22 protein-coding genes are annotated in these 23,942 nt (G+C 67.0%); 7 read left to right on the forward strand and 15 right to left on the reverse strand.

The features are described from left to right. From C7402_RS45020 to C7402_RS45090, 15 genes are all read right to left on the reverse strand, one after another. Positions 1–495 (reverse strand): VOC family protein, encoded by a 495-nt coding sequence (locus C7402_RS45020; protein WP_116615161.1) that lies wholly within the window; start codon positions 493–495, stop codon positions 1–3. 138 nt (positions 496–633) lie between these two features. Next, positions 634–1,767, reverse strand: a complete 1,134-nt coding sequence (locus C7402_RS45025; RefSeq protein WP_116615162.1) for an NADH:flavin oxidoreductase/NADH oxidase — start codon at positions 1,765–1,767, stop codon at positions 634–636. Between the two features lie 136 nt (positions 1,768–1,903). Beyond that, positions 1,904–2,920 carry an XdhC family protein gene (locus C7402_RS45030; RefSeq protein ID WP_116615163.1) on the reverse strand — a complete coding sequence of 339 codons (1,017 nt, stop codon included), beginning with the start codon at positions 2,918–2,920 and terminating at the stop codon, positions 1,904–1,906. Positions 2,921–3,140: 220 nt separating this feature from the next. Beyond that, positions 3,141–3,860, reverse strand: coding sequence for a TetR/AcrR family transcriptional regulator (locus C7402_RS45035; protein WP_116615164.1), 720 nt, complete (start codon positions 3,858–3,860; stop codon positions 3,141–3,143). Positions 3,861–3,958: 98 nt separating this feature from the next. Beyond that, positions 3,959–4,879, reverse strand: a complete 921-nt coding sequence (locus C7402_RS45040; RefSeq protein ID WP_112177674.1) for a LysR family transcriptional regulator — start codon at positions 4,877–4,879, stop codon at positions 3,959–3,961. Positions 4,880–4,885: 6 nt separating this feature from the next. Next, positions 4,886–7,150, reverse strand: a complete 2,265-nt coding sequence (locus C7402_RS45045) for a xanthine dehydrogenase family protein molybdopterin-binding subunit (RefSeq protein ID WP_116615165.1) — start codon at positions 7,148–7,150, stop codon at positions 4,886–4,888. After that, complete coding sequence (locus C7402_RS45050) at positions 7,147–7,668, reverse strand: (2Fe-2S)-binding protein (RefSeq protein WP_112177633.1); 522 nt, start codon at positions 7,666–7,668, stop codon at positions 7,147–7,149. Before C7402_RS45050 ends, C7402_RS45045 begins: the two co-directional genes overlap by 4 nt. Then, a complete protein-coding gene (locus C7402_RS45055; RefSeq protein ID WP_112177634.1) occupies positions 7,665–8,957 on the reverse strand; it encodes a c-type cytochrome in 1,293 nt (430 codons plus the stop codon). The genes C7402_RS45050 and C7402_RS45055 overlap by 4 nt, the downstream gene beginning before the upstream one ends. 46 nt (positions 8,958–9,003) lie before the next feature. After that, positions 9,004–10,140: an alkene reductase gene (locus C7402_RS45060; protein ID WP_116615166.1), complete on the reverse strand. Its 1,137-nt coding sequence runs from the start codon at positions 10,138–10,140 to the stop codon at positions 9,004–9,006. Positions 10,141–10,211: 71 nt separating this feature from the next. Continuing rightward, a complete protein-coding gene (locus C7402_RS45065) occupies positions 10,212–11,426 on the reverse strand; it encodes an MFS transporter (protein ID WP_116615167.1) in 1,215 nt (404 codons plus the stop codon). A 289-nt stretch (positions 11,427–11,715) separates the two neighbouring features. Next, positions 11,716–12,675 (reverse strand): HlyD family secretion protein, encoded by a 960-nt coding sequence (locus C7402_RS45070; protein ID WP_116615168.1) that lies wholly within the window; start codon positions 12,673–12,675, stop codon positions 11,716–11,718. A 25-nt stretch (positions 12,676–12,700) separates the two neighbouring features. Beyond that, positions 12,701–12,901: a DUF1656 domain-containing protein gene (locus C7402_RS45075; protein WP_116615169.1), complete on the reverse strand. Its 201-nt coding sequence runs from the start codon at positions 12,899–12,901 to the stop codon at positions 12,701–12,703. After that, positions 12,885–14,408 (reverse strand): efflux transporter outer membrane subunit, encoded by a 1,524-nt coding sequence (locus tag C7402_RS45080; protein ID WP_116615170.1) that lies wholly within the window; start codon positions 14,406–14,408, stop codon positions 12,885–12,887. Before C7402_RS45080 ends, C7402_RS45075 begins: the two co-directional genes overlap by 17 nt. Continuing rightward, positions 14,405–16,636, reverse strand: coding sequence for an FUSC family protein (locus tag C7402_RS45085; RefSeq protein WP_116615171.1), 2,232 nt, complete (start codon positions 16,634–16,636; stop codon positions 14,405–14,407). Before C7402_RS45085 ends, C7402_RS45080 begins: the two co-directional genes overlap by 4 nt. A gap of 209 nt (positions 16,637–16,845) precedes the next feature. Further along, positions 16,846–17,091 (reverse strand): H-NS family nucleoid-associated regulatory protein, encoded by a 246-nt coding sequence (locus C7402_RS45090; RefSeq protein WP_112177675.1) that lies wholly within the window; start codon positions 17,089–17,091, stop codon positions 16,846–16,848. Positions 17,092–17,422: 331 nt separating this feature from the next. Here C7402_RS45090 and C7402_RS45095 point away from each other — a divergent pair, with 331 nt between their 5' ends. The 7 genes from C7402_RS45095 (at position 17,423) to C7402_RS45125 (ending at position 23,837) form a co-directional block, all read left to right on the forward strand. After that, positions 17,423–18,379 carry a LysR family transcriptional regulator gene (locus tag C7402_RS45095; protein ID WP_116615172.1) on the forward strand — a complete coding sequence of 319 codons (957 nt, stop codon included), beginning with the start codon at positions 17,423–17,425 and terminating at the stop codon, positions 18,377–18,379. 167 nt (positions 18,380–18,546) lie between these two features. Next, positions 18,547–18,945 carry a response regulator transcription factor gene (locus C7402_RS45100; protein WP_224045297.1) on the forward strand — a complete coding sequence of 133 codons (399 nt, stop codon included), beginning with the start codon at positions 18,547–18,549 and terminating at the stop codon, positions 18,943–18,945. Continuing rightward, entirely contained in the window at positions 18,915–21,158 is a 2,244-nt protein-coding gene (locus tag C7402_RS45105; protein ID WP_116615174.1) for a PAS domain-containing sensor histidine kinase, read from the forward strand. Before C7402_RS45100 ends, C7402_RS45105 begins: the two co-directional genes overlap by 31 nt. After that, entirely contained in the window at positions 21,155–21,811 is a 657-nt protein-coding gene (locus C7402_RS45110) for a response regulator transcription factor (protein WP_116615175.1), read from the forward strand. Before C7402_RS45105 ends, C7402_RS45110 begins: the two co-directional genes overlap by 4 nt. A gap of 419 nt (positions 21,812–22,230) precedes the next feature. Next, positions 22,231–23,160 (forward strand): helix-turn-helix domain-containing protein, encoded by a 930-nt coding sequence (locus tag C7402_RS45115; protein ID WP_116615176.1) that lies wholly within the window; start codon positions 22,231–22,233, stop codon positions 23,158–23,160. Further along, entirely contained in the window at positions 23,147–23,338 is a 192-nt protein-coding gene (locus C7402_RS45120; protein ID WP_116615177.1) for a hypothetical protein, read from the forward strand. The genes C7402_RS45115 and C7402_RS45120 overlap by 14 nt, the downstream gene beginning before the upstream one ends. A 100-nt stretch (positions 23,339–23,438) precedes the next feature. Continuing rightward, the gene (locus C7402_RS45125) at positions 23,439–23,837 is read left to right on the forward strand and encodes a DUF3331 domain-containing protein (RefSeq protein ID WP_112177647.1); all 399 of its coding nucleotides are present in this window, start codon (positions 23,439–23,441) and stop codon (positions 23,835–23,837) included. Positions 23,838–23,942 lie beyond the last annotated feature (105 nt).

The raw sequence follows: 23,942 nt of genomic DNA on the forward strand, positions 1-23,942 counted from the left end.
TCAGTTCCCTGCCTTTGCCAGATCGCCTGCTTCGTTCAGTGCTGCTAACGCTTTTTCCTCGCCGTGTTCGACTTCCGAGGCGGGGAAGTTCAGTTCGATGGTGACGCCCGAGGGGTCTTCCACGAAGATCTGGTGCAGGCCGAGGCTCGGCACCGTGCGGTCACGCCATTCGAGCCCTTCGGCGCGCAGCGTTTGCCACATCGCCTGCACACCGGTTGCGAGAAAGGCGATGTGATCGACAGTTCCCGTGCCGCTTTCCACCAGGGCCTTGTCGCCCAGGTACGCGGTCAGTCCGTCGGGGTTGTCCGCGTCCACGCCGATGATGTGGACGATGCCGTAGTCGGCTTCGTCGCCGCCCCGGTAAAGCCATGCGCCGGGAAAGTCGAAGGGCGGGCGGTAGCCGCGCTTGAAGCCGAGCACGCGTTCGTAGAACTGGCACGAACGTTCGAGATCGGTCGTGCGGATCGAGTAGTGGGCGAGCCGGGAAATCGGCATGAGATGCTCCTCGTAATTTATCGATCGATAACTGATCGGTTGATAAATTGTAGGGAAGAACGCGCCTGAATACCAAGCGCAAAGGCGCGGGTGTTTACCCTGGAGCGGGCGGGCGCTCCAGGGGCCATATGGCTCGATTCAGGCGAGGCTCAGGGCTTCATGGGGGCGCAGCAGGGCCGCGCCGCGCCAGTGGGGCGCGCCCGCGCGTTCGTACTGCGGCGGGTATTGAATCGCGTCGAGCGCATCGAGACGCTCGGCGGCGTGCCACACCCAGCGCGGATCGTCCAGAAACGCGCGGCCAATGGCGACGATATCGGCCTGGCCTTCGGCGATGATGGCTTCGGCCTGGTGCGGATCGACGATCATGCCGACGGTTCGCGTGACGATGCCGCTCGCGGCCTTCACGTGCTCGGCGAGCGGCACCTGGTAGCCCGGCGTGACCTTGATCGAGGCATGCGCCACGCCGCCCGAGGTCACGCACACGTAGCTCACGCCGCGCGCCTTCAGGGCCGTGGCGAGCGTCGCCGCTTCTTCCACCGTGATGCCGCCCGGCAGCCAGTCCGAGCCGGTGATGCGAAAGCCGAGCGCAACGTGCCCGGGCAGCGCGGCGGCCACCGCGTCGGCGACTTCCAGCGCGAAGCGCATGCGGTTTTCGAGGCTGCCGCCGTATTCGTCGTCGCGCTGGTTCGCGAGCGGCGAGAGGAACTGATGCAGCAGGTAGCCGTGGGCGGCGTGGATCTCGACGATGTCGAAGCCCAGGCGCGCGGCGCGTCGGGCCGATTCGACGAAGTGTTCGCGAACCCGGGCGATGTCGCTCGCCGTCATGGCGCGCGGCGTGTGCCAGTCGGCGGCGAACGGGATGGCGGAGGGCGCTTCGGTCGTCCACGGTTGCTCGTTCTCGCCAAGCGCGCCACGGCCTTCCCACGGCCGTTGCGCCGACGCCTTGCGTCCCGCATGGCCAAGCTGGATGCCCCATCGCGCGCCTTGCGGCGCGACCGCGCGCGCCGATGCCATGACGCGGGCGAGCGCCGCTTCCGTTGCGTCGTCATAGAGTCCGAGGCAGCCGTGCGTGATGCGCGCGCGCGGCTCGATGGCGGTTGCCTCCAGCATGATCAGTCCCGCGTCCGAAATGCCGAGCTGCATGAGATTCATGAGGTGCCAGTCGTTTGCCTCGCCGTTCGTGGCGCTGTACTGGCACATGGGCGAAACGGCAATGCGGTTGGGCAGGCGAACCGGGCCGACATCGACGGGGGAGAAAAGCTTGCTGGACATGACGATCCCTTTGCGTAGTGTGTGACGTGGTGGGATTCGCGCTTTCGCGAATCCCGTAACGAAACCTTACGCGGCGAGCGTCATGCTGAGAATCACGGCAAAGTGGAAAGCGACGTTGCGTCCAGCGCAATATGGGCTAGATGCCGCAACTGCTCGCGCTTTGATTCGCCGCCTCAGCCTTGCCGTAGCGCACCTGCATGTGCGCGGGCACGAACACGCCGTTTTTCGCGGCGGTCAGCTCCGCGAGGATCGATATGGCGATCTCGGGCGGCGTGCGGCTGCCGATATGCAGGCCGGCGGGGCCGCTCATGCGTGCGATCTGCTCGTCATCGAGATCGAACTCGCGCAGACGGATGCGCCGCGCGTCGTTGTTGCGCCGCGAGCCCAGCGCGCCGATATAGAACGCGGGCGTCCTGAGCGCCTCCATCAGCGCGAGGTCGTCGAGCTTGGGATCGTGTGTGAGCGCAACGACCGCGCTGCGTTCGTCCAGGTGCATGGCGGTCACCACGTCATCGGGCATGTCGCGCACGAGCTTCACTTCGGGCACTTCCCACGTATCGGCGTATTCTTCGCGCGGGTCGCATACGGTCACGTGGTAGTCGAGTCCGACGGCCACGCGTGCGAAATATTGCGAGAGCTGGCCGCCGCCGATGACCAGCAGGCGGTAGCGCGGGCCGAGCACCGTGTGCAGGCGCTCGCCGTCGAAGCGCAGCCCTTCGGTCGCGAACGCGGGGCCCATGCGCACGGCCCCCGTGGCGAGGTCGAGCGTGCGGGTCACGAGCCGCCCGGCCTGCAACGCATCGAGGAGCTGCGGCATCTGGCTCGCAACGCCCAGGGTTTCGAGCACGAGTTCGAGGGTGCCGCCGCACGGCAGGCCGAAACGGTGGGCTTCGTCGGCGCTGATGCCGTAGCGCAGCACGCGCGGCGGGCCCGCGTCGATTCCCGAGGCGCGCACCTGCGCGATCAGATCGTCTTCGATACAACCACCCGAGACGGAACCGGCCGCGAGCCCGTCGTCGCGGATCGCCAGCATCGAGCCCGGCGCGCGCGGCGACGAGCCCCACGTCTTGACGACCGTCACGAGCAACACCTTGCGATGCTCGCCAAGCCACCGGGCCGCCGTTCTGACGACCTCCATGTTCACGCTGTCCATACGATCCCGCTGGGTAATGAGTGCGCGCTTCGCGCACGGGGCGCGCGCGAAATCGCGGGTTGTTTGCGAAGTGGAACGTGTAGCTTAGGGAGGGCGCGGCGAGGCGGGAATCTGCGGCGAGCGCAATCCCGCGTTGCGGATTGCGCAACATGTGCAACATGCGCGACGTTCGCGTCAGCGCGCTCGTCCCCCGCATGACGCGCGAGGACGAACGAGCGCGTCAGGACGCCGCTTTCGCCTGTTTTGTGCGGGGCGCTTTGGCCGCGGGCGCGGGCCGCAGATGCTTGAGCGCCGCCGGAACGCCGTTGAGGAAGGCGTCGATCTGCAAGGCGATCTGGGCTTCGAGGTCGTCGGGAACCGGCAGCCCGTAAATCCATTTGCGCACGCCGATATAGAAGATGCTGGCGTGCAGGCTCCAGATCAGTTCGAGATCGGCCGCGCGTTGCTGCGCATTGTTCGCGGGTTCGACGTCGTACGCCTCGCGAATCTCGCTCATGACGGGAACGAACACACGCTCGCGCAGGCGCGCGAGGTATTTCGAGTTGATGCCTTCCTTGGTCAGCCCCGCGAAGATGAAAATGCGGATCCACTCGCGGCGCAGGATGATGCGGGAATAGCCATGATAAAACGTGACCATGCGTTCCTGAATGGGAATCGTGCGGTCGAGAATCAGCTTTTCCCACGACGAGTCCCACTGGTAGACCTCGTCGTACACGCGGTCGATGAGCGCTTCCTTGCTGGGGAAATAGCGGTAGAGCAGGGGTTGCGTGACCCCGATCTGACGCGCCAGCTCGCGCGTGCTGCCCGAAAAGCCGTGCGTGGCGAAGTGGTCGATGGCCTTGAGCAGGATCTGCCGCTCGCGCACTTCGGGCGCGAGGCGGCGCGCCGTGGCGGGTTGCGCCTGCGGCGTCGCGGCTTCCTCCGTTTTCTTTCGCGGCATGCTGGATCACCACTGGTTGCGTCGTGGGGATCATACAAAGATTGCCCGCCGATGGCTAGCGGGCGCCATGCCGCGCCCGCCCGTTCCCGCGAGCGCGCTCATGAAAGACGCTGCCCCTGCAAGGCCGGAATGTCCGCATAGAGCGCCGAGAGCCATTCGATGAACACTTTCAGCTTCGGCGGCATGTGGCGATTGGGCGGATACACCACGGAAACCGGCCGCGGCGGCGTGTTGCACTCGGGCAGCACCTCTCGCAACTGGCCGGCGCGAATGGCGGGCTCCACGAGGTAGAGCGACGTTTTGACGAGGCCGAGTCCGGCGAGCGCACATTCGACCTGCGCGTCGGCGTCGCTCACCGCGATCGCCCCGCGCATGGGCACCGTGCGCCGCTCGCCGTCCACCATGTACTCCCAGGGGCGCGGCCGTCCGGTGTCCGCCGACACGTAGGCAACGGCGCTGTGATGCGTGAGGTCGTCCACGCTCTCGGGCGTCCCGTGCCGCTCCAGGTAGGCGGGCGTCGCGCAGGTGCAGGTGGACATGCTGCCGATGCGCCTCGCCACCATGGCAGAGTCCGGCAATTCGCCCACCCGCACGACGCAATCCACGCCTTCGCCCACGAGGTCCACCTGGCGGTCGGTGACCGCGAGGTCGATCGAGATGTCGGCAAAGCGTTCGACGAACTCGGGCAGCGCGGGAATCACGATGCGCTTGGCCATGGCCGTCGGCATGTTGACGCGCAGCTTGCCTTTGGGCGCGACGCGCGCGCGCGACAGCGAGGCCTCCATGTCGTCGATCTCGCCGAGGACCGCCACGCAGCGCTGATAGTAGGTGCTGCCGTCTTCCGTGGGCGACACGCGGCGCGTGGTGCGGTTGAGCAGCTTGCAGCGCAGGTGCTGCTCCAGTTGCCGCAGGAGCGCGGAGACGCGCGGCGTGGTCAGCCCCGTGAGTTCGGCGGCGCGGGTGAAGCTGCCGGTTTCGACAATGCGTGCGAACACGCGCATCGACAGTAGCGTATCCATGGCCATTTACACCTCGATGAGCTTGCGCAGCGAGTCGCCGGCCAGCGGCATGTCGCGAACGCGCTTGCCGCTCGCGTCGAACAGCGCGTTGCCGAGTGCGCCGGCGGTCGGTCCCATGGCCGCTTCGGCCGCGCCGAGGAAGGGAGCGCCGGGGCGGTCGATCAAGTGCACGTTGATCTGTTTGGGCACCGACGAGTAGCGCAGGATGGGGTACGTGCCCCAGTCGAAGCTGCGGATACGCTGCGTGTCGAATTGCAGGGACTCGTGCAGCGTCCAGCTCGCGGACTGGATGATGCCGCCCTCGATCTGGTTGCGGATGCCGTCGGGATTGACGATCTGCCCGCAATCGACCGCCGCTTCCGCGTGCTCGAGCGTCACCTGGCCCGTTTCCGGCTCGATCGAGACTTCGACGGCCACGGCCACGTACCCCATGAGGTTCTTGTACTTGGCGAAACCGAAGCCCACGCCATGATTGCGGGCGCGCGGCGCGCGCGGCCAGCCGAACTGTTTCGCGGCGAGCTTGATGACATCCTTCGCGCGCTCGTCGTCGAGATGCCGCAAGCGGAACTCGACGGGATCGACGCCGGCCATATGGGCGAGGTCGTCCATCGTGCTTTCGATGGAAAACACGTTCATGTGCGCGCCGAGCGAACGCATGGCCGAGGTTTGCAGCGGCATGGTCGGCGAGAAGTTGTTCATCACGTAGATGTTCGGCAACACGTAGAGCGGAATGCCGTTGCGGTCGCCGCCGCCTTCGGGTTGCAGCATCGGCGTGGAAGGCGCGGAGACGAATGGCTTTTCCAGCATGCGCGCGGGCAGCAGCCGCCCGGCGTTGACGATCCGCTCGTTGTGCGAACTGCTCCACAGCGCGTAGTTCCAGTCGACGATGCGGCCGTTCGCGTCGATGGCGGCTTTCACCTCCGTCACCATGGCGGGTGTGTAGTGGTCCCAGGTATGTTCCTGCTCGCGCATCCATTGCACGCGAACCGGATGGCCCGGCATGGCCGCCGCGATCAGCGCCGCGTGGGCGGCCACGTCGTCGGCGCCGTTGTGCCCGTAGCAGCCCGAGCCTTCCACGTGTGCGCAGCGTACCTGCTCCTTGGGCAGCGAGAGCATTTCGGCGAGCGCGTCGCGCAGCGGATACACGCCTTGCGAATGCGTCCAGACGGTCATCTGCGTGCCATCGAACAGGGCGACCGAGCACGACGGACCAATCGAGCCGTGCATCATGTAGCGCTTCGTGAACTGCGCGCTGAGCGTCTTGACGGCGGGCGCCATGGGCGCGTGGTGATCCGCGATCTTGATGGGATCCGTCGCGATGACTTTCAGGTCGCGATGCACCGTGTGCGGATCGGGCAGCGCGCGGCCTTTCGTCCAGGTGCTTCCTGCCGAGAGCACGCGTTGCGCCTTGACCGCTTGCCATTCGCCTCCTGCCACGACGGCCAGCATGCTGCCGTTGCGCACGATCTTGACCACGCCGGGCATCTTCATGACCGCGGCCTCGTCGTACGCCGTGAGGTGCGCGTCGTACACCGGCGGCATCACCACGCGCGCGTGCAGCATGCCGGGTAGCGCCATGTCCTGAACGTAGCTCACGCCCCCGGTGACTTTCGAGGGGATATCCACGCGCGGCAGTGAGGTGCCGATCACGCGAAACGTTTTCGGGTCCTTGAGCGGCGAGGTGGGCGTGGCGCTGCGATGGAGGTCGACGAGCCCGACGGCCTCGCCATAGCTCATCATGCGGCCGTCGCGCGCGCGGATCACGGCGTTGTTCGCGACGAGCATCGCGCCGTCCACGTTGAAGTGCTTCGCGGCGGCGTCCACAAGTAGGCCGCGCACCTGGGCGGCGGCGTTGAGCAGCGCCGTGCCGCTGTCGGCGATGGTGTGGCTGCCCGCGGTCAGGCCTTCGTCGGGCGACGCGCCGGTGTCGGCGGTCAGGAAGGTGATGAGCGCGGGCGCCATATTCAGCTCCTCCGCCGCGACCTGGAGCAGTGCCGTGCGCACGCCCGTGCCGAGTTCGACCTTGCCCGTGAATACGGTGACCTTGCCTTCGGGTGTGATCTTGATCCACGCGTCGAGCATCGGGTTGGTCTTGAGGCTGCCCGCGAGCGCCTGGGTCTCCTTCGAGACATGCACCGCCGCGCCTTCGTCGGCGATCACTTCCTGGGCGAACGCCTTGGCGCCGGGCGCCATGCTGAAGGCGACGAACAGCGCGCCCGAAATCATGAAGTGGCGGCGGCCTTCGTCGACGAAATCGTCCTGGTGGCTCATCGTTGCGCCTTCGTTTCGGTGTGGGGTTGAGCGACGGATTGCGCAACGGATCGAACCACGGGCTGGGGCATGCCCGCGACCTCGCGCACGGCGGCGAGAATACGCATGTGCGTGCCGCAGCGGCAGAGGTTCGGCTCCATGTGATCGCGCAGTTCCTGCTCGCTCGGATGCGGGTTCTTGTCGAGCAGCGCCTGGGCGCGCATGATCATGCCCGCGATGCAGTAGCCGCATTGCGCCGCCTGGTGCTTGATGAATGCGTTCTGCAAGGCGCCGGGATGCGCTGCGCTGCCGAGTCCTTCGAGCGTGCGTACGGGGCGTGCGCCAATCGCGCTCACCGGTACGAGGCAGGAAAATGTGGCCTCGCCATCGACGATCACCGTGCACGCGCCGCATTGACCGAGGCCGCAGCCGAACTTCGCGCCATGCAGCTTGAGATCGTTTCGCAGTGCATACAACAGCGGCGTGGACGGGTCGATATCGAGCGTGTGCGGGGCGCCGTTGACATTCAGGGTAATCATCGCGCACTGTCCTCCTTTCTGAGCTTGGCGACAAGCGGGGTGGCGTCGGGCCACGCGGGTTTCGCGGACCACGTTGCGCGCACATAAGCGAGAAGATCGGCGACTTGCCGGTCGTCGTATACGCCGCTGAATGCGGGCATGTAGTTCATGGCGTCCTCGCCGTGCCAGTTGATGCCGTTCAGGATCATCTGGATCGCGTTGCGCGGCGTGTCGGCGTTGATGGCCGTGCTGAAGGCAAGCGTGGGGCGTTCGCCGATTGTCTGCATGGGCGAGCCGTTGCCGTGGCACTGCGCGCAGGACGCGTTGAACAGCACCGCGCCACGTTGCTCGGCCGGTGTCGTCTCATGCGCGGCGCTCATCGCCGTGGCGGCCGTTGGCGTCGTATGCGCCGCCTCGCCCTTTTGAAGCGACAGGAGGTACGTGGCGATTGCCTCGACGTCCGACTGCGGCACGGTTGCGAGGTCGCGCGTGACGGGCAGCATCGGGCCCGCGGCCGCGCCATGCTCGGAAGCGCGGCCCGTGCGCAGATAGGTGACGAGTTGCTCGCGCGTCCACGGCTTCGATGCGGCGTAGAGGGCGTTGAGCGGCGGCGCTTCCCAGCCGTCCACAATGCCGCCGTCGAACGCCTGCCCCGACTTTTCTCCGCCAATGGCGTTGAGCGGCGAGTGACACGACGCGCAGTGGCCGAGCCCGTCCACCAGCAGCTTGCCGCGATTCCATTGCGCATCTTGCGCGGGGTCCGGCGGGAGCGGACCGGGGCGCAGGAACAGCACGTTCCAGAAGGCCACGAGCGGGCGGAAGTTCAGCGGAAAGACAAGCGCGTTCGCGGGCGCGGTGGCCTGCACCGGCTCGCGGCTCATCAGGTAGGCATAGGCCGCCGAAACGTCATGTTGGGACATGTGCGTGAAGTGCACGTACGGGAAGGCGGGATAGAGCTGATGCCCGTCGCGCGCGATGCCGCGGCGCAAGGCGCGGGCGAACGCCGCCTCCGACCAGTTGCCGATGCCCGTTTGCGGGTCGGGCGTGATGTTCGTGGCATAGATCGTGCCGAACGGCGTGGCGAGCGGCAGGCCGCCCGCGAACGGCTTGCCGTTCTTCGCGGTGTGACACACCACGCAGTCGCCCAGGGCGACCACGCGCGCGCCTTCCTGCTTGAGCTGGGCGTCGAAGCTGTCGGGGGACGGGGGCGTGACGGGCGCGATGGCAGGCTCGTACATGATGGCGCCCGCCACCGCCAGCCCCACGACCGCGAGCGCGCCAACGGCCAGCGCAATGCGTTTGCGATTCATGCTATCTCCTCGTTTCCTTGTTTAAGGGCGCCTTTGCGGTAAGGCTTCACGAGGTGAGGGCGTCGGCTGTGGCCGGTTCGCCGGAGGGGGCGCCATGCGGCGGGTAATCGACGTAGCCGACGTTGTCGCCGCCATACCAGCCCACCGGGCGCGGCGCGGCCAGCTCGACGTTCCCGGCGATACGCTCGACGAGGTCCGGGTTCGCGATATACGCGCGGCCGAACGCGACGAGATCGGCGTCGCCCGTGGCGATCAGGCGATCGGCCGCCGCAGGCGTAATGGAGCCGTTGAGCATCAGCGTGCCTGTGAACGCGGGGCGCAGGGTCTCGATCATGCGGGGCAAGTCGGGCTGGCCGCTCCAGCCGTTCGTGTCGGCGGCGTGCAGATATGCGATGCCCGCTTCGTCGAGCATACGCGCGACGTACGCGTAAGTGCCATCGGGATCGGCATCGCGCACGTTGTTGTAGCCCGCATACGGCGAGACGCGCACGCCCACCTTCGCGAGCGGCATGACTTCGCCCACGGCCTTGATGACTTCGGCGAGAAAGCGCGCGCGGTTGGCAAGCGAGCCGCCGAACTGGTCGTCGCGCGTATTCGTCGTCGACGAGAGGAACTGATGCAGCAGATAGCCGTTGGCGGCGTGAATTTCAATGCCGTCGAAACCGGCGGCGAGTGCATTGACGGCGGCGCGCCGGTACTCGGCAATAGCCTGGATGACTTCGTCGGTCGTCATGGCGCGCGACGGCGTGGCGTGGATCTTCGTGTAGTAGCCGTTTTGCAGTTGGCCCCACACCTGGAGTTGCTCCAGGTCGTCGTTCAGGCCCGAGGGCGAGAGCGGCTGATTGCCGTCGAGCAGCGCCATCGAACTCACGCGGCCGCTGTGCCAGAGTTGCGCGAAGAGGCGCCCGTGCCTGGCGTGCACCGCTTCGGTCACGGGCTGCCAGGCCTGCACCTGGGCGTCGGTCACGAGGCCCGGCGCGAGTTCGAACGCGGCGGAGTGCGGGCTGACGTTCGTGGCCTCGCTGATCAAGAGGCCCGCTGAAGCGCGCTGCGCGTAGTACTGCGCCATCAGCGCGGTGGCTTCGCCGTGATGCGGCGCGCGGGCGCGCGTCATGGGCGCCATCGCGATCCGGTTGGGCAGCGCGAGGCCGGACAGGTCGTAAGGAGTAAGCAAGGAAGACATGGCGAGTTTCCTGTGGGGCACGTTCTTGGAGTTGAACTGCGGGTACAAACTGCGGGTATGAACTGCGGCTTCTATCGGCCGGTGCGCACATGGGTGCGTCCGACGAACAGGAAGTGGACGAACGCGATGAGCGGGAAAACCAGGGCGACGCCGGCAACGAGCGTCCAGCCGCCGCGCTCGAACAGCGTGCTGGCGAGCGCCGAGCCGATCGCGCCGCCCACGAAGATGCTCGTCATGTAAAGCGCGTTGAGGCGGTTGCGGCTCGACGCATGCAGCGCGTAGATCTCGCGTTGGCCGAGCACCATGTTCATCTGCACGGCGAAATCGAGCGTGATGCCGGTGACGACGAGGCCGAACACGCCCCATGCCGGATGCACGAGCGCGGGCAGGAAGGACAGCGCGGCCGTGATCAGGGCGACGAGCGTGGCGCGCACGGAATGGCCGGCGTCGGCAAGGCGCCCCGCCACGGGCGCGGAGGTGGCGCCGATTGCGCCCACGAGCGCGAACAGTGCGATCTCCGACTGCGTGAGCCCGTACTGGCGCGTCAATTCGATCGGCACCGCCGTCCAGAAGAGGCTGAACGTGGCGAACATGAGGCCTTGGTAGAGCGCGCGATGACGCAACACGGGCAGGTTGCGCGTGAGGGCGACGAGCGAGCCGAGCAGTTCGAGGTAGGTGGCGCGATGCTCGGGACGGCGTTGCGGGATCGTGAGCGCGAGCACGGCCGTGACGAGCGCCATCAGAACCGCTGCGCCGCCGAACACCACGCGCCAGCCCAGATGGTCGGCGACCACGCTCGCGAGCGGGCGAGAGAGCAGCACGCCGAGCAGCAGGCCGCCCATGATGGTGCCGACGATGCGTCCGCGCGAGTGGTCGGGCGCGAGGTGCGCCGCGAGCGGAATCAGGATCTGCACGGCGACGGAGCTGAAGCCGATCAGGAAGGACAGCACGAGAAACCAGCTCGCCGAATGCACGAGCGAGGCCGCCGTGAGGCTCGCGATCGAAACCAGTGCGGTCGCGATCATGAGCTTGCGGTTTTCCAGCAGGTCGCCGAGCGGAACGATGAAGAACAGCCCGAGCGCATAGCCGATCTGCGTGAGCGAGACGACGAGGCTCGCGGTGTCGCCGGACATGTGGAGCGACGAGCCGATCAGCAGCGTGATCGGTTGCGCGTAGTACAGGTTCGCGACGATGGCGCCGCAGGCGAAGGCAAACAGCGCGACGAGTCCCGACGTGAGCCGGACCGATTCTGCTTTGCCGCCGAGGGTCCGTGAGGGCGTGGACATGCTAACTCCTTGAACGATGGCCTCTTGGTTTGGCGAGGCGGGTCCGGTTGCCCCGTATTCGCGGCCGTTGAGCTCTGGCGCGGACGAAGGGCAACCTTTGTCAGATCGGAAGGTTAGAAGAGGCGCCTGCCCTGCGGAAGCCGGACGCCACGCAACCCCACGTTGCAAAAATCGCAATGCAAAAGGGGATTCAGGCGCAGTGTGCGCACGCCGGAACGCCCGTGTTTGCGGGCGGCGGCCCGCTTTTCGGATTCGCACGCTGCCGGTTCGGCATGCGCTGCGCGACCGGCTATCTGTGCGCGGACGGCGTGAGCGTCACCGTGCAGGTCATGCCCATGGCGAGCTTGACGCCCTCGGGAACGCGGTCGAGGTGAATCCGCACGGGCACGCGCTGCGCGAGGCGCACCCACGTAAAGATCGGATTGACGTCGGCGAGCAGGTCGCCACGGCTCGTGGGGTTGTCGCGATCGGCAATGCCGCTGGCAAGGCTCTCCACGTGCCCTTCGATCGGCGTGCCGCCCGAGAGCAGGCGCACCTGCGCGGGGTCGCCCACACGCACCGAGGGCAGCTTCGTTTCCTCGAAATAGCCGTACACCCAGAAGGAATGCGCGTCGATCAGCGCCATGCGCGCAACGCCCGCGCTCGCGAAGTCGCCGGGGTAAAGGTCGAGGTTGGTGATATAGCCGTCGGCGGGCGCGTGCGCCTCGCTGCGCGCGAGATTGAGCACGGCCGTGCGCTGCGCGACCTGGGCCGCCTTCACCTGCGCCTGTGCCGACGCGTAGGCCGCCGCCGCGCCTTCATAGGACGACTGGGATTGCAGGGCCAGCGAGTCGGCGTCGGCGCGGTTTTCCTCGGAAATCGCGTCGCCCGCGAGACTTGCGCGGCGCGCGGCCTGGGCGCGCTTCATCCCGTACTCGGTCTGGGCCGCCGCCATGCGCGCCTTCGTTTCGGCGAGTTGCGCCTGGGCGCGCTGGAAGTCGGCATCGGCCTGGTCGATGGCGTACTGAAAGCGCGCCCGGTCGAGCACGAACAGCACATCGCCCTTGTGCACGTACTGGTTGTCGTGCACGCGCACCTCGCTCACGAGGCCGGACACGTCGGTCGCGATCTGCACGACCTTGGCGCGCACGCGCCCGTCGCGCGTCCAGGGCGAGAACATGTAGTCGAGCCAGAGCGCTCGCACGAGCGCGATGGACACGACGAGCAGCACGAGCGTGGTGGCGGCGCGCAAGAGGGTTCGGGTAGTCATCGTCGATCACACAGGGTGGGCGCGGTCACTGACGCAACAGCAGTGACGCGCCGCTGAACAGCGCCGCGAACAGCGCGACGCGAAAGAGGCCGGGATGCCAAACGAAGCGATAGAGGCCGAGCCGCGCGAGGGCGAGATCGACCGCGACGAACAACACCGCACAGGCCGCGAGAATGGGCAGCAAGCCCGGCACGAGCAGCGAAAAGAACTCAATCTCGCGCGACATCGCTCGCTCCTTGCGTGGGGGATGCGGCATTCACCGGGTTCGCCGGGCTCGCAGGACCATAGCCGCCGCCCAGCGCGCTCATCAGCAACGCCCACGCGTCGAGCCGCTGCGCCTGGACCTGCACGAGGCTCTGCTCCTGCTGCAACTGCGCGTTCTGCGCGGCCAGCACGTTGAGAAACTCGCTGATGCCGCTGCGGTAGCCCGCATCGGCCAGGCGGTATGCCGTGCGCGCGGCGTCGAGCGTCGCCTGGGTCGAGGCTTGCTGATCCTCCAGCGCGCGCAGCGACACCGCCTGCGCGGCCACGTCGCGCATCGCGTTCACGACCGTGCGGTTGTAGACGTCCACGGCGGCGTCGCGCGACGAGACCGCCACGCCATACTGGCCACGCCGGCGTCCGCCGTCGAAGATCGGCAGCGAGATCGCTGCGCCGACGCCATGCCCGATGCCGTCGCTATTGAGGAAGTTGAAGAAGCCGCCGAAGGTGGCCGCCGAGCCGAGCGATGCCGTCGCGAGCAGATTGATGTCGGGATAGAAGTCGGCGTGTGCGGCGTCGATGCGCTTGTCCGCTTCGAGCACGCGCCAGCGCGCCGCCACGACATCCGCGCGATGACCGACCAGCTCCGCCGGCAAGGTGGCCGGCAGCGCGAGCGGCACGCTCAGGGCGAGTTGCGGCCGCGCGAGCGCGTCGCCGTAACCGGGGCCTTTGCCGCACAGCGCGGCAATCGCGAGACGATCCAGGGCGATCTGCTGCTGCGCGCGTAGCAGGCGCGTCGCGCTCACGGAGAGTTGCGTTTGCGCCTGGGTCGCTTCGAGGCGGCTGCCGATGCCCGCGCGCCAGCGCTGCGTCGCGATCTCGAAGGTGCGCCGCTCCTCGTCCTGAACGGCGCGATACACGTCGGCGAGCGCGTAGTCGAGCGCAAGCTGCACATAGGCGCGCACGACGCTGGTTTGCAGCTCGACCTCGGCGAAGCGCGCGTCGGCGGCCGTGGCGTGCAGATTGTCGAGCGCGCCCGCGTGGATCGCGCGCTGTTTGCCCCAGAGATCGAGGTCGTAAGACAGCGTCGCGCCGATGTCGTTGCTCCACACCGTCGTGCCGCCCGGCGGCGCGGGCGTGGTGTAGCGCGCGTAGCGGCGGCGCTCGAACGAGCCGTCCATGTTCGCCTGGGGCAGCGCGCTCGCCCCAGCGATTTCCGTCTGGAAACGCGCGGCTTCCACCCGCGCGGCGAGCGCTTGCAGGTCGGGATTGTCCGCCGTGGCGTCGCTCACCACGCGGTCCAGTTGCGCGTCGCCCCAGTGCCGCCACCAGTCGCCTTGCGGCCATTGCGCATCGGCTTGCGTCGCGCGCAGTGCGGCGCCGGGGTCGAGCGTGCTCGCATCGACCATCGTCGCGTGCGTGTGGATGCCGCCGCTGTTGATGCAGCCGCCGAGCAGGAGCGCCGCCGACAGCGCTGCCGCGAATGCGCTGGTGCGAGGACCCAAAAAGGAGAGTACGGTGCGCGCTTTCATGCGGAACGCTCCGTGCGGGCCCAGAGCGCGAGCGCATCGTCGCGCAGCGCCAGTTCCGTGAAGTGCAGCAACGCCTGCATGCGGCAACGAATGAGCGCCTCGTGATCGGCCGGGGCGTCGCCCTGCGTGCCCGCGCCCAGATCGATGCCCGGCGGCAGCGCCGCGAGCGCTTCGTCCGTGGCGGCGAGCGCGCGCCTGGCGCGCTCGGGCGCGGGCGCGTCGAACAACTCGGCGAGCGCCTCTAGCCACGCTTGCAGACGATCGGCCCACGCGGCGGGCAGCGCGTCGCCAAGCTGCTGCGTGTCGAGGCGCATCAGGATCATCGCGCGGCCCGCTTCGAGCACGGCGAACGCCCACGCGATCATGTGTTCGCGATCGACGCGCGGATCGGCGGGCGCGGAGGCGATCTGCATGATGCAGTCGCGCACTTTCTGCTCGAACGCGTAGAGCAGATCGTCGTCCAGTTCGCCGTCGCGCGCGTCGCTGGCAATGAGGGCGCGCACGTCCGCGAGATAGCGGCGCGCGATCCACTCGCCCGCGCGCGGCGCGAGCACGGAAAACGCCACGGCGGCGGTGGCGATCCCGCACAGCAGCGCGAAGCCCGTGTCGAGATACGCGCTCGGGTTATAGACGGCCGGATTCGAAATGCCGACGATGAAGCAGAAGTAGATGTTGAAGCCGAGGCCGAGCACGGCCGTCTTCGGGAACGTGTTGAGGTAGCCGCCGACCATCACGACGATGGCGGTCGCCGCCGCGAGCAGCGTGAAGGTGCCGAGGTGAGGCAGCGCGAAAAAGCTGAAGCCGAAGCCGGTGAGCCAGCCCGCGAGACAGCCCAGGAAGATTTGCCACGCGGCCGTGGGCGGATCGGGCACGAGCGCGAACAGCGTGCTCGTGATGGCCACCGCGACGATCGCGGTCGCGCCGCCCACCCAGCCCGAGGCGACCCACACGGCGCCCACCAGCAGCACCGCGAGCGCCGCGCGCGTGCCCGCGACCAGCGCGGCCGTGCGGTTCGCCACCGCGTGCTGGCGGGCGATACCGGCGATACGGCCGATCGCCTGGAGCACGGAGACGGTCCAGGGCTGGCGGTCGGCGTTGCGCGCCTCGATATAGCAGCGGCAGAGCAGGCGCAGATCCGCTGTCATGAAGAGGAGCGCGGCCCCGGTGCTGGCCACCACTCTGCGTTGCGCGGGCGGCAGATCCGCGAGCGCCCGGAGTTGCGCGTCGAGCCGCCCGGGCAGCGCCGCTTCGAATGCATCGAGTTGCGGAAGCAAGGCGGCCACGGCGTCGTCCGCGACGCCTGTTGCGCCCGCCTGCGCAGGCATGAGTGCGAGCGTGGCGTCGGTCAGCGTCGCGATGGCGGCCTGCGCGCGGGGATGCGCGTCGACGATCGCGTGCGCCTTGAGCCGTTGCAGCGCATAGAGCCACGTAACCGTGTCGAGAAAACTGCGGTCGAGATCGAGAAAAACCGAATGCAGGAGCCGCATCGACGGATCTTCGAACAGCGCGCCGGTGCGCAGCAATTCGACGTTCGCACGCTCGCCGATCAGGCCCAGCAGCGCGCCCGCTTGAGGCGCGGCCGGCGGGGGCGTCTGCGGCGTCACCGTCGCGCGCTCCAGCGTCGTGCGCAAGGCGCCCAGCAGATGCGTGAAGCTCACGCGGCTCGCGGCATAGAGCGCCGGCGCGACGTTGCGCGGCAGCACGATCGAACTCACCACGCTCGCGCACACCACGCCGATCACGACCTCGCTGATCGTATACACCACATTGTCGAACACGCCATACGGATTCGATATCGCGGGCATCGCCGTGATCGCCGTGGCAAAGCCGGTGAGCACGAGGCCGTACGACTGGAAATTGCGAAAGTACGCCGAGCCGAACGCGCACAGTCCGATCCACGCCGCGAGCGCGAGAAAGAAGGGCAACGGCTGCTGGGCGAACAACGCGATCAGCACGAGGCCCGCGAGGCTGCCGCCCACCATGCCGAGGCCCCGATAGAAGCCGCGTGCGATCACGATGCCGCTTTGCTGGTGCATCATCACGATCACGCAGGAAAGCATGGCCGTGGCCGGCGAGCGCAACTCCAGGCGCATGCACAGGCCCATTGACAGCACGACCGCCAGGCCCACCTTGACGATGTGCAGGAAGCGCGGCGCGTCGTCGTTCCAGTACGCGAGCCATTCGTCGCGCAGGCGCGGCGGTGTGGCGCCAGCGGGCGTCACGTTCATGGGTGTCCTTTTCGATCTCTTCGATGTCGGTCGCGCGTGCGTCACGCCGTTGTGATTCGCCGGTATGTCGATTGCGTTCGGCTCAATTCAAAACACCCGTCGATGCGCGCCCGACAGGATTGCACAGGGTAAAAATGTTTGCGCTTAAGCGCCGGGCGCGGCTTCGGGAGCCGTTTCAGTTGCCCCTTCAGTTGTCCTTCAGTTGGCCTTCAATACGTCTCGCCCGCGCAGCGAAAATGCTCGATCGACTGGCCCGCCGCCACCGCGCGATTGAGCCACGGCGGCGTCGCGCCCGCGCCGTCCCACGTATTGCCATAGGCGTCGCGGTACTGCACGGCCAGCGCGGCGCGCGTGTCGGCCATGAGCGCGTGCTCCAGCGCCTCCAGCGTGATGCCCGCGCGCGCCATCTTCTGGCGCATCCAGACGATGAGGCGCTCGCGTGCTTCGCCGCTCATGGGCGGGGGCAGCGGCGAGGGCGCGTTCGCGCCGTGGGTCGTCAAGGCTTCGGAAAAGGTCTGCATGGTCGTGTCTCTCTCGTCGGGTTCCTGCCTGCCAACGATAGCAACGCGCCTGCGCCCGCACCATCAGCCCGTGATATGTGCGTTTCAGACCATCGATTGATGTTCCATACCTTGGTTTAGGTTGGGCGCACGGCATCGTTCGAATCTGAAAACGCGGGCAAAAATCACGCACTCGGGCTCGCCGGGCTGTCCATCATCCACCTCGTCGCCAGGTCACGCGTCCCGGCATGCGCTACGGCGCCATTCACAGGTGGAGAGTCTCGCTATGGACATGTTCAAGTCACTCAAGGCTTTTATCGCTGTCGGGCAACTGGGCAGCTTCACGGAAGCCGCGCGCGTGTCGGGCTTGTCCACGCCCGCCGTCAGTCGCGCCGTGTCCGACCTCGAAGGCGCGCTCAAGGTGCGGCTCTTGAACCGGTCCACCCGCAAGGTGAGTTTCACGGAGGAGGGCGCGCTCTTTTTCGCGCCGCTGCTCGAAGGGATTCAATTGATCGAAACGGGCATGAGCGACGTGTGCCGCTCGAACGCGGACCTGCGCGGCGTGATTAGAATTGGCGCGCCGCCGGTGATTGCGGGCACCATGCTTTCGCCGCTCATCGCCGCCTTCAGCGAGATGCATCCCGAGATCGAATTCGACGTGTCGATCGACGAACGCCACAACGAGACGCTCGACGAGCAGATCGACGTGGCCGTGCGCGTGGGCGTGGAGCCGGACTGTAGCTGGATCGTGCGCGCGCTCGGCACGCTCAAGCTGGTGCAATGCGCTGCGCCCGCGTATCTGCGCCGGCGCGCCGCGCCGCGCACGCCCGATGAACTGGCGCGGCATCGCTGCATCGGGCTACGGGGCTCGCGTGGTTCGCGTGCGCAGGCCTGGGAGTTCGCCGCGGGCGGCGTGCCGCTCAGTTGCCCGATCGCGGCGGTCGCCACGTTCAACGAGGTGGGCGCGATCGTGCATGCGGCCCGGGCGGGGGTGGGCATTGCGCAGCTTCCGCAGTATCTCGTGCGCGGCGATCTCGCGACGGGGCGGCTCGTGAGCGTGCTGCCCGACTATGTGAGCGAGCGCCGCAAGGTGCTGCTCTGCTATCCCCGGCGCGCGCCCATGCCCATGCGGGTGCGAAGTTTCATTGATTTCGCTTTCGCACGCCTGAGCGACGAGTTGCACGGCGCGCCGCGGCCCGCCATGCTCCCGCAGCACGTGCCGCAGGAAATGGCGCTTGCGTGAGCGCGGCGCCGCTCGCCGTTGCAAACCGCTTGAGGCCCGATGAGTGAAACGTTAGCCGCTCTATACTTAGATATAGTTGTCACACATCGAGATATAGTGTTACTCGACGACGCTCCTGTCTAAGATAACGAACATGAGCGGTCAGCACTTCTCGAGCCCCGCCCGAAATGCTGTACTGGACGAGGACCATTCGCTTGCAAACCCCCATGATAGTTTCCATCGTCGACGATGACGAAAACGTGCGTCTCGCGACTTGCAGCCTGCTGAGGTCGCTGGGTTGCGATGTGCGGGTGTATGCATCGGCCGAGGCATTTCTGGATTCCGGCCGCCTTGGCGACGTGAACTGCGTGATTTCCGACGTGCAGATGCCCGGCATGGGCGGCATCGAGATGCAGCGCAAGCTCAACGAACTGGCGTCCGCCCCGCCCATTATCTTTATCAGCGCATTCGGCTCCGAGGCGCGGCGCAAGGAAGCGCTTGCCAATGGCGCGCTGTGCTTTCTCGACAAGCCGGTCAACGGGGATGCGATTCTCGCATGCCTGGAAAAACTCAGTCGTTCCACTTGAACGCCACCCTCATTCGTTCCGACGCCACACGACATCGCCCCGAAGGGGGCCTTGTTTTCTGGCTCGCCGCGCTCGTTGCGCTCGGCGTATTTTGCGTCGACGCGTTCACGCCGCTCGATATCGCCGTTGCCGTGTTCTATGTCGTGGTCGTGCTGCTCGTCGCGTCGAGCGGATCGAGCATGGCCGTGGTGGGCACCACGGTCGCCGTCGGCGTGCTCACGCTGGCGGGATTCCTGTTCTCGCACGGCAGCGACTACACCGGCAGCTCGATCGCGCGTTGCGTGGTGAGCCTGCTCGCGATCGGTTCGACCTCGATCCTCTCGTTGCGCAATCTCGCGAAAACCGCGCAATTGCACGAGCAGATCGACATGCTCAACCTCACGCACGACGCGATCCTCGTCTACGACCTCGGCGGCAAGATCACGTTCTGGAATCACGGCGCCGAAACGCTCTATGGCTGGAGCGCGGCGCAAGCCGTCGGCCAGCGCATCCACGATCTCACGCAAACGCACGCGGCCGCGCCGCTCGACGAGATTTACGCCACGCTGCTGAGCAACGGCCACTGGTCGGGCGAACTGCAACGCGTGCGCCGCGACGGGCGCGCCGTGAGCGTCATGAGCCGGCTGGCCGTGTGGCGCGACGCCAAGGGCGAGCCGCGCGCGATCCTCGCGACGAACAACGACATCACGCTGCAAAAGCAGATGGCCGAGGAACTCGCGGAGCAGCAGAAGGAATTGCGCGCGGCGATCGACGCGATTCCGGGCATGGTCTGGAGCGCTTCGAACGAAGGCGACGTGATGTTCGTGAACCGGCGCTGGCAGGAGTCCGGCATCGACACGAAGGACCGGGGCGCGGACCTGTGGGCGGGTCTCGTGCATCCGGACGACTTGAGCCGCATGCGCGGCGACTGGCGGGCCTCGGTGACTTCCGGCCGGCCGCTCGACAATCTCTCGCGCGTGCGCCAGCGCGACGGGCGCTACCGCTGGATGCATATCGCCGCCGAGCCGCAACGCGACGCGAGCGGGGCGGTACGCCGCTGGTACGGCGTGAACACCGATATCGAGGCGCGCAAGCGGGCGGAGGACGCGCTCACGCGCAGCGAAGCTTTCCTCGTCGACGCGCAGCGGCTGAGCAAGACCGGCAGCATTGGCGTCGCCCCCGAGAACGGCGAGATGATCTGGTCGAACGAAGCCTGGCGCATCTTCGGCTACGACCCCGCTTCGGAGGTGACGCCAAGCCTTGCGCTCATTCTCGCGCGCACGCACCCCGACGACCGCGCCCAGGTCGAGGCCGCGCACCGCGGCGGCGACACGCCCGCGCCGCTGATCGATCTGGAGTACCGGCTGGTGATGCCGGACGGCGCGCTCAAATACGTGCACTATGTCGCGCATCTCGGGCCACCCGCATCGACCGATCTCGCCTACGTGGGCGCGCTCATGGACGTCACCGACTCGCGCCAGACGCAGGAGGCGCTTGCGCGCTCGATGGCGGAACTCGCGCACGTCACGCGCATGACCACGCTCGGTGAAATGGCGGCCTCGATGGCGCACGAAGTCACGCAGCCCATGGCCGCCGTGGTCACGTCGGGCGACGCGGCGCTGCGCTGGCTCAACCGCGTCGAGCCCGATGTCGAGGAGGCGGCGCGCTCGATCGGGCAGATGATCAAGTCGGCGCGGCGGGCCAACGAGATCGTGCGCCAGATACGCGCCATGGCGCAAAAGCGCCCCGCGGCCTTCACCCGCATCGCGCTGGACGACGTCGTGGACGAAGCCGTGGAACTGATGGCGCGCGAATTCCAGCGCAACGGCGTGCGCTGCGACGTGCAGCGCTCGCGTGAAAAACCGCTCGTTCATGCGGATAATGTCCAGTTGCAACAGGTGGTCATCAATCTGCTGATGAATGCGGTGCAGGCGATGGCCGAACGCGAGGGCGCGCCGCGCCGCGTTGTCGTCGCAACCCAAATGTTGAACGAACAGGAGGTGCAGTTGAGTATCGAGGATTCCGGCCCCGGTATCGGCGAGCAAGATCGCGAACGCCTGTTCAATCCGTTCTTTACAACCAAGGCCAACGGCATGGGCATGGGATTGTCGATCTGCCGCTCGATCGTCGAAGCGCATGGCGGCAGCATCGGCCTTGACGCGGCGGCGGCTCCCGGTGCGCGCTTTTTGATTACACTGCCGCTGGAATCCGCACAAGAGGAGATCGTCACATGAATGTTCAGCGCGATGCAGGGGGCGTGGCGCCGGGCCGGCTCGTCTACGTGGTCGATGACGACGAGTCGATGCGCGAGGCCGTGGGTACCTTGCTGCGCTCCGTCGATCTGCCGGTGCAGATGTTCGCCTCGGCGCGCGAATTTCTCGCTTTCGAGCGGCCCGATGTGCCGAGCTGCCTGATTCTCGACGTGCGCCTCAAAGGCCAGAGCGGCCTTGCGGTGCAGGAGCAGATTGCCGAGACCGATCTGCGCATTCCCATCATCTTCATGACCGCGCACGGCGACATTGCCATGACGGTCAAGGCCATGAAGGCGGGCGCAACGGACTTTCTCGCCAAGCCGTTTCGCGATCAGGACATGCTCGACGCCGTCGATCACGCGCTCGCGGCCGATGAAAAGCGGCGCAGCGCCGATCGCTCCGTTTCGGACCTGCGCAAATGCTATGGATCGCTCACGCAGCGCGAGCGCGAAGTGATGGCGCTGGTGGCCTCGGGGCTGCGCAATAAACAGATTGCCGCCGAAATGAACCTGAGCGAAATCACCGTGAAGATTCATCGCGGCCAGGCGATGCGAAAAATGGAATCGAATTCATTCGCCGATTTCGTGCTCAAGGCGAAGACGCTTGGCATTAGCACGTCCGCCGACGAATCCTGAATTGCAGCGCCCGTAATATTCCCTGTTTTCCACGCTTGCACGCCCGCCGATTTCCGCTATTGCGCGAATGACCGGGCGCGCCGTCGTTCACGGCATTTCTCTTTGCTCTTTAGCACGCTTTTTTATCGGCGGCTCATACCAAGGTATGAGTGGAACGGTGCGCCGCCAATCAACGGCCGCCGGAAACAGGGCGTGCGCGGGGCGCCTCGGCCTTCGCTTCGTACTACCGGATATTCCGGCGGGCATTGGGTTAAACGTCGGTATGAGTGCCTCAAACATTCACGCCAAAGGCGCAATCCATTGTACGACTAGTGGGCGCGATATTCGTCGGGTAACGTGGAGCCTGATCACATTACTCATCTTCGCGGCGCTTCAGGTCGGCACTTCGACACGACGGCGGCGAGAAAGGAGCGAATCTCATGAGCAATCTGTCCGACTGTCTTCTGCCGCCGCACGCGGCGCGCCAGCCGATCGACGCGGAAACCGAATGGCGCGTGCCGGGCGGCAAGCTGCAATCGTCGCCCGAGATGCAGGTCCTGCGCTGGTCGCGCAAGCCGCGCGTGCCGCTCGATGTCGTGAGCGACGGGCATGCGTCGATGCATTGCGTGGCGCTCAATCTCAAGTGCACCGTGGTCGATTTCGACTACGGCGCGCGTCCGCTGATTCGCGGGCGCGTGTCGGCGGGCGTCGCGCACGTGGGCGCGCCCGGCGTGGCCGCGCGGGCGTGTTTCTCGTCGCCATGCGATGTGCTGCATCTGTACGTGACGCAAAAAGTGCTCGACGAATGCTACGCGGACCTGTTCGAGCACGCGCACAACGGCGACCTCGTGCTCGGCGACGGCCGCTTGCTGCGCGACCCCGCGATTGAACGGCTGAGCCAGGCGCTGGCCGTTTCGCAGACCAACGACGCCGCGCTTGGCAAGGTCTTTACGGACAGCGTGAGCCTCGCCATCGTTTCGCGCCTCGTGAGCCGCCAGTACGCGGGAACCTCGCGCAGCGCGCGCGCCGCGGCCGAGCTGCCGAAATGGCGCATGACGCGCGTGATGGATTACGTCGACGCCCATCTCGGCGACCCCATCGGGCTCGCGGACATGGCGCAGAGCGCCGGCCTGACGCGCATGCACTTCGCGGCGCAGTTTCGCCAGGCAAGCGGCCTGCGCCCGCATGAATACCTGCTGCGCCGGCGTATCGACCACGCACAGTCGCTGCTGCTCGGCTCGCAGCACAACGTGCTCGACGTCGCGCTCGCCTGCGGCTTTCGCTCACAGGCGCACTTCACGACCGTCTTCAAGCGTTTCGTGGGCGAGACGCCTTGTTCCTGGAGGAAAAGCAACCATGGGCTTCGATAGCGACCTCGTGCGCTTCATGGCGCACAGCACGCAGTATCTGCTTGGTCATCTTGCCACGGATGCGGCGCACGAGCCGAAGGGGGAAACGGCGATGCCCCCGTCGCCCGCCGCACGCGCATCCGGTTTCGAGCTTCCGCACGGGTTTGCCGGCATCGAAGCGGAACCGCTCCCGGCCTGATGCTTGACCATTGACGCTGCTGCCGAGAATCGAACGTTGGCGCAGCGAGATCCTAGAATCCACAGCAAAGTTGAATGCGGTAATAACAGGAGTCCGAACTATGGAAGCGCAAACGCAAGTTGTCGACCCGTGGCAAATGACGATTGGCCTGCTTGGGCTGTTGTCGGGCGAGACGTGCCCCGGCAACCCCGTTCCGGCGGCGCGCAAGCCCGCGTCGCGCCGCAGCGCCGACAAGCCCGTGCCCGGCCTCACGATCCGCGTGCTGGAGCGCGCCACCGCCACGCGCGTGACGCTCGCCTGGCGCGACCCCTCGCGTTGCGCGTACTGCGATCAGGAGTGGTACCGCACCCGCGCGCGCCGCTCGGGCGTGTGCGCGGTGAGCGGGCGCGAGATTCGCCGCGGCGAGGACGTCTATCGCCCGCGCCCGATGCGACCGCAGGCGCTCAACGCCGACGCGATGATCCATAGCGTCGTTCTCGACGAAGCGGGGCGCGCTTGAGGCGGAAGCCGCGCTCGGCGCGATGCAAGGTGCAAGGCAGTCGAAGCCGCAAACGATGAAGGTCGCGAATGTGAAAAGAGGGGCGCTCCACCGGAGCGCCCCTCT

Origin of the sequence: Paraburkholderia unamae, assembly GCF_003096875.1 — a bacterium.
Lineage (GTDB): Bacteria > Pseudomonadota > Gammaproteobacteria > Burkholderiales > Burkholderiaceae > Paraburkholderia > Paraburkholderia unamae.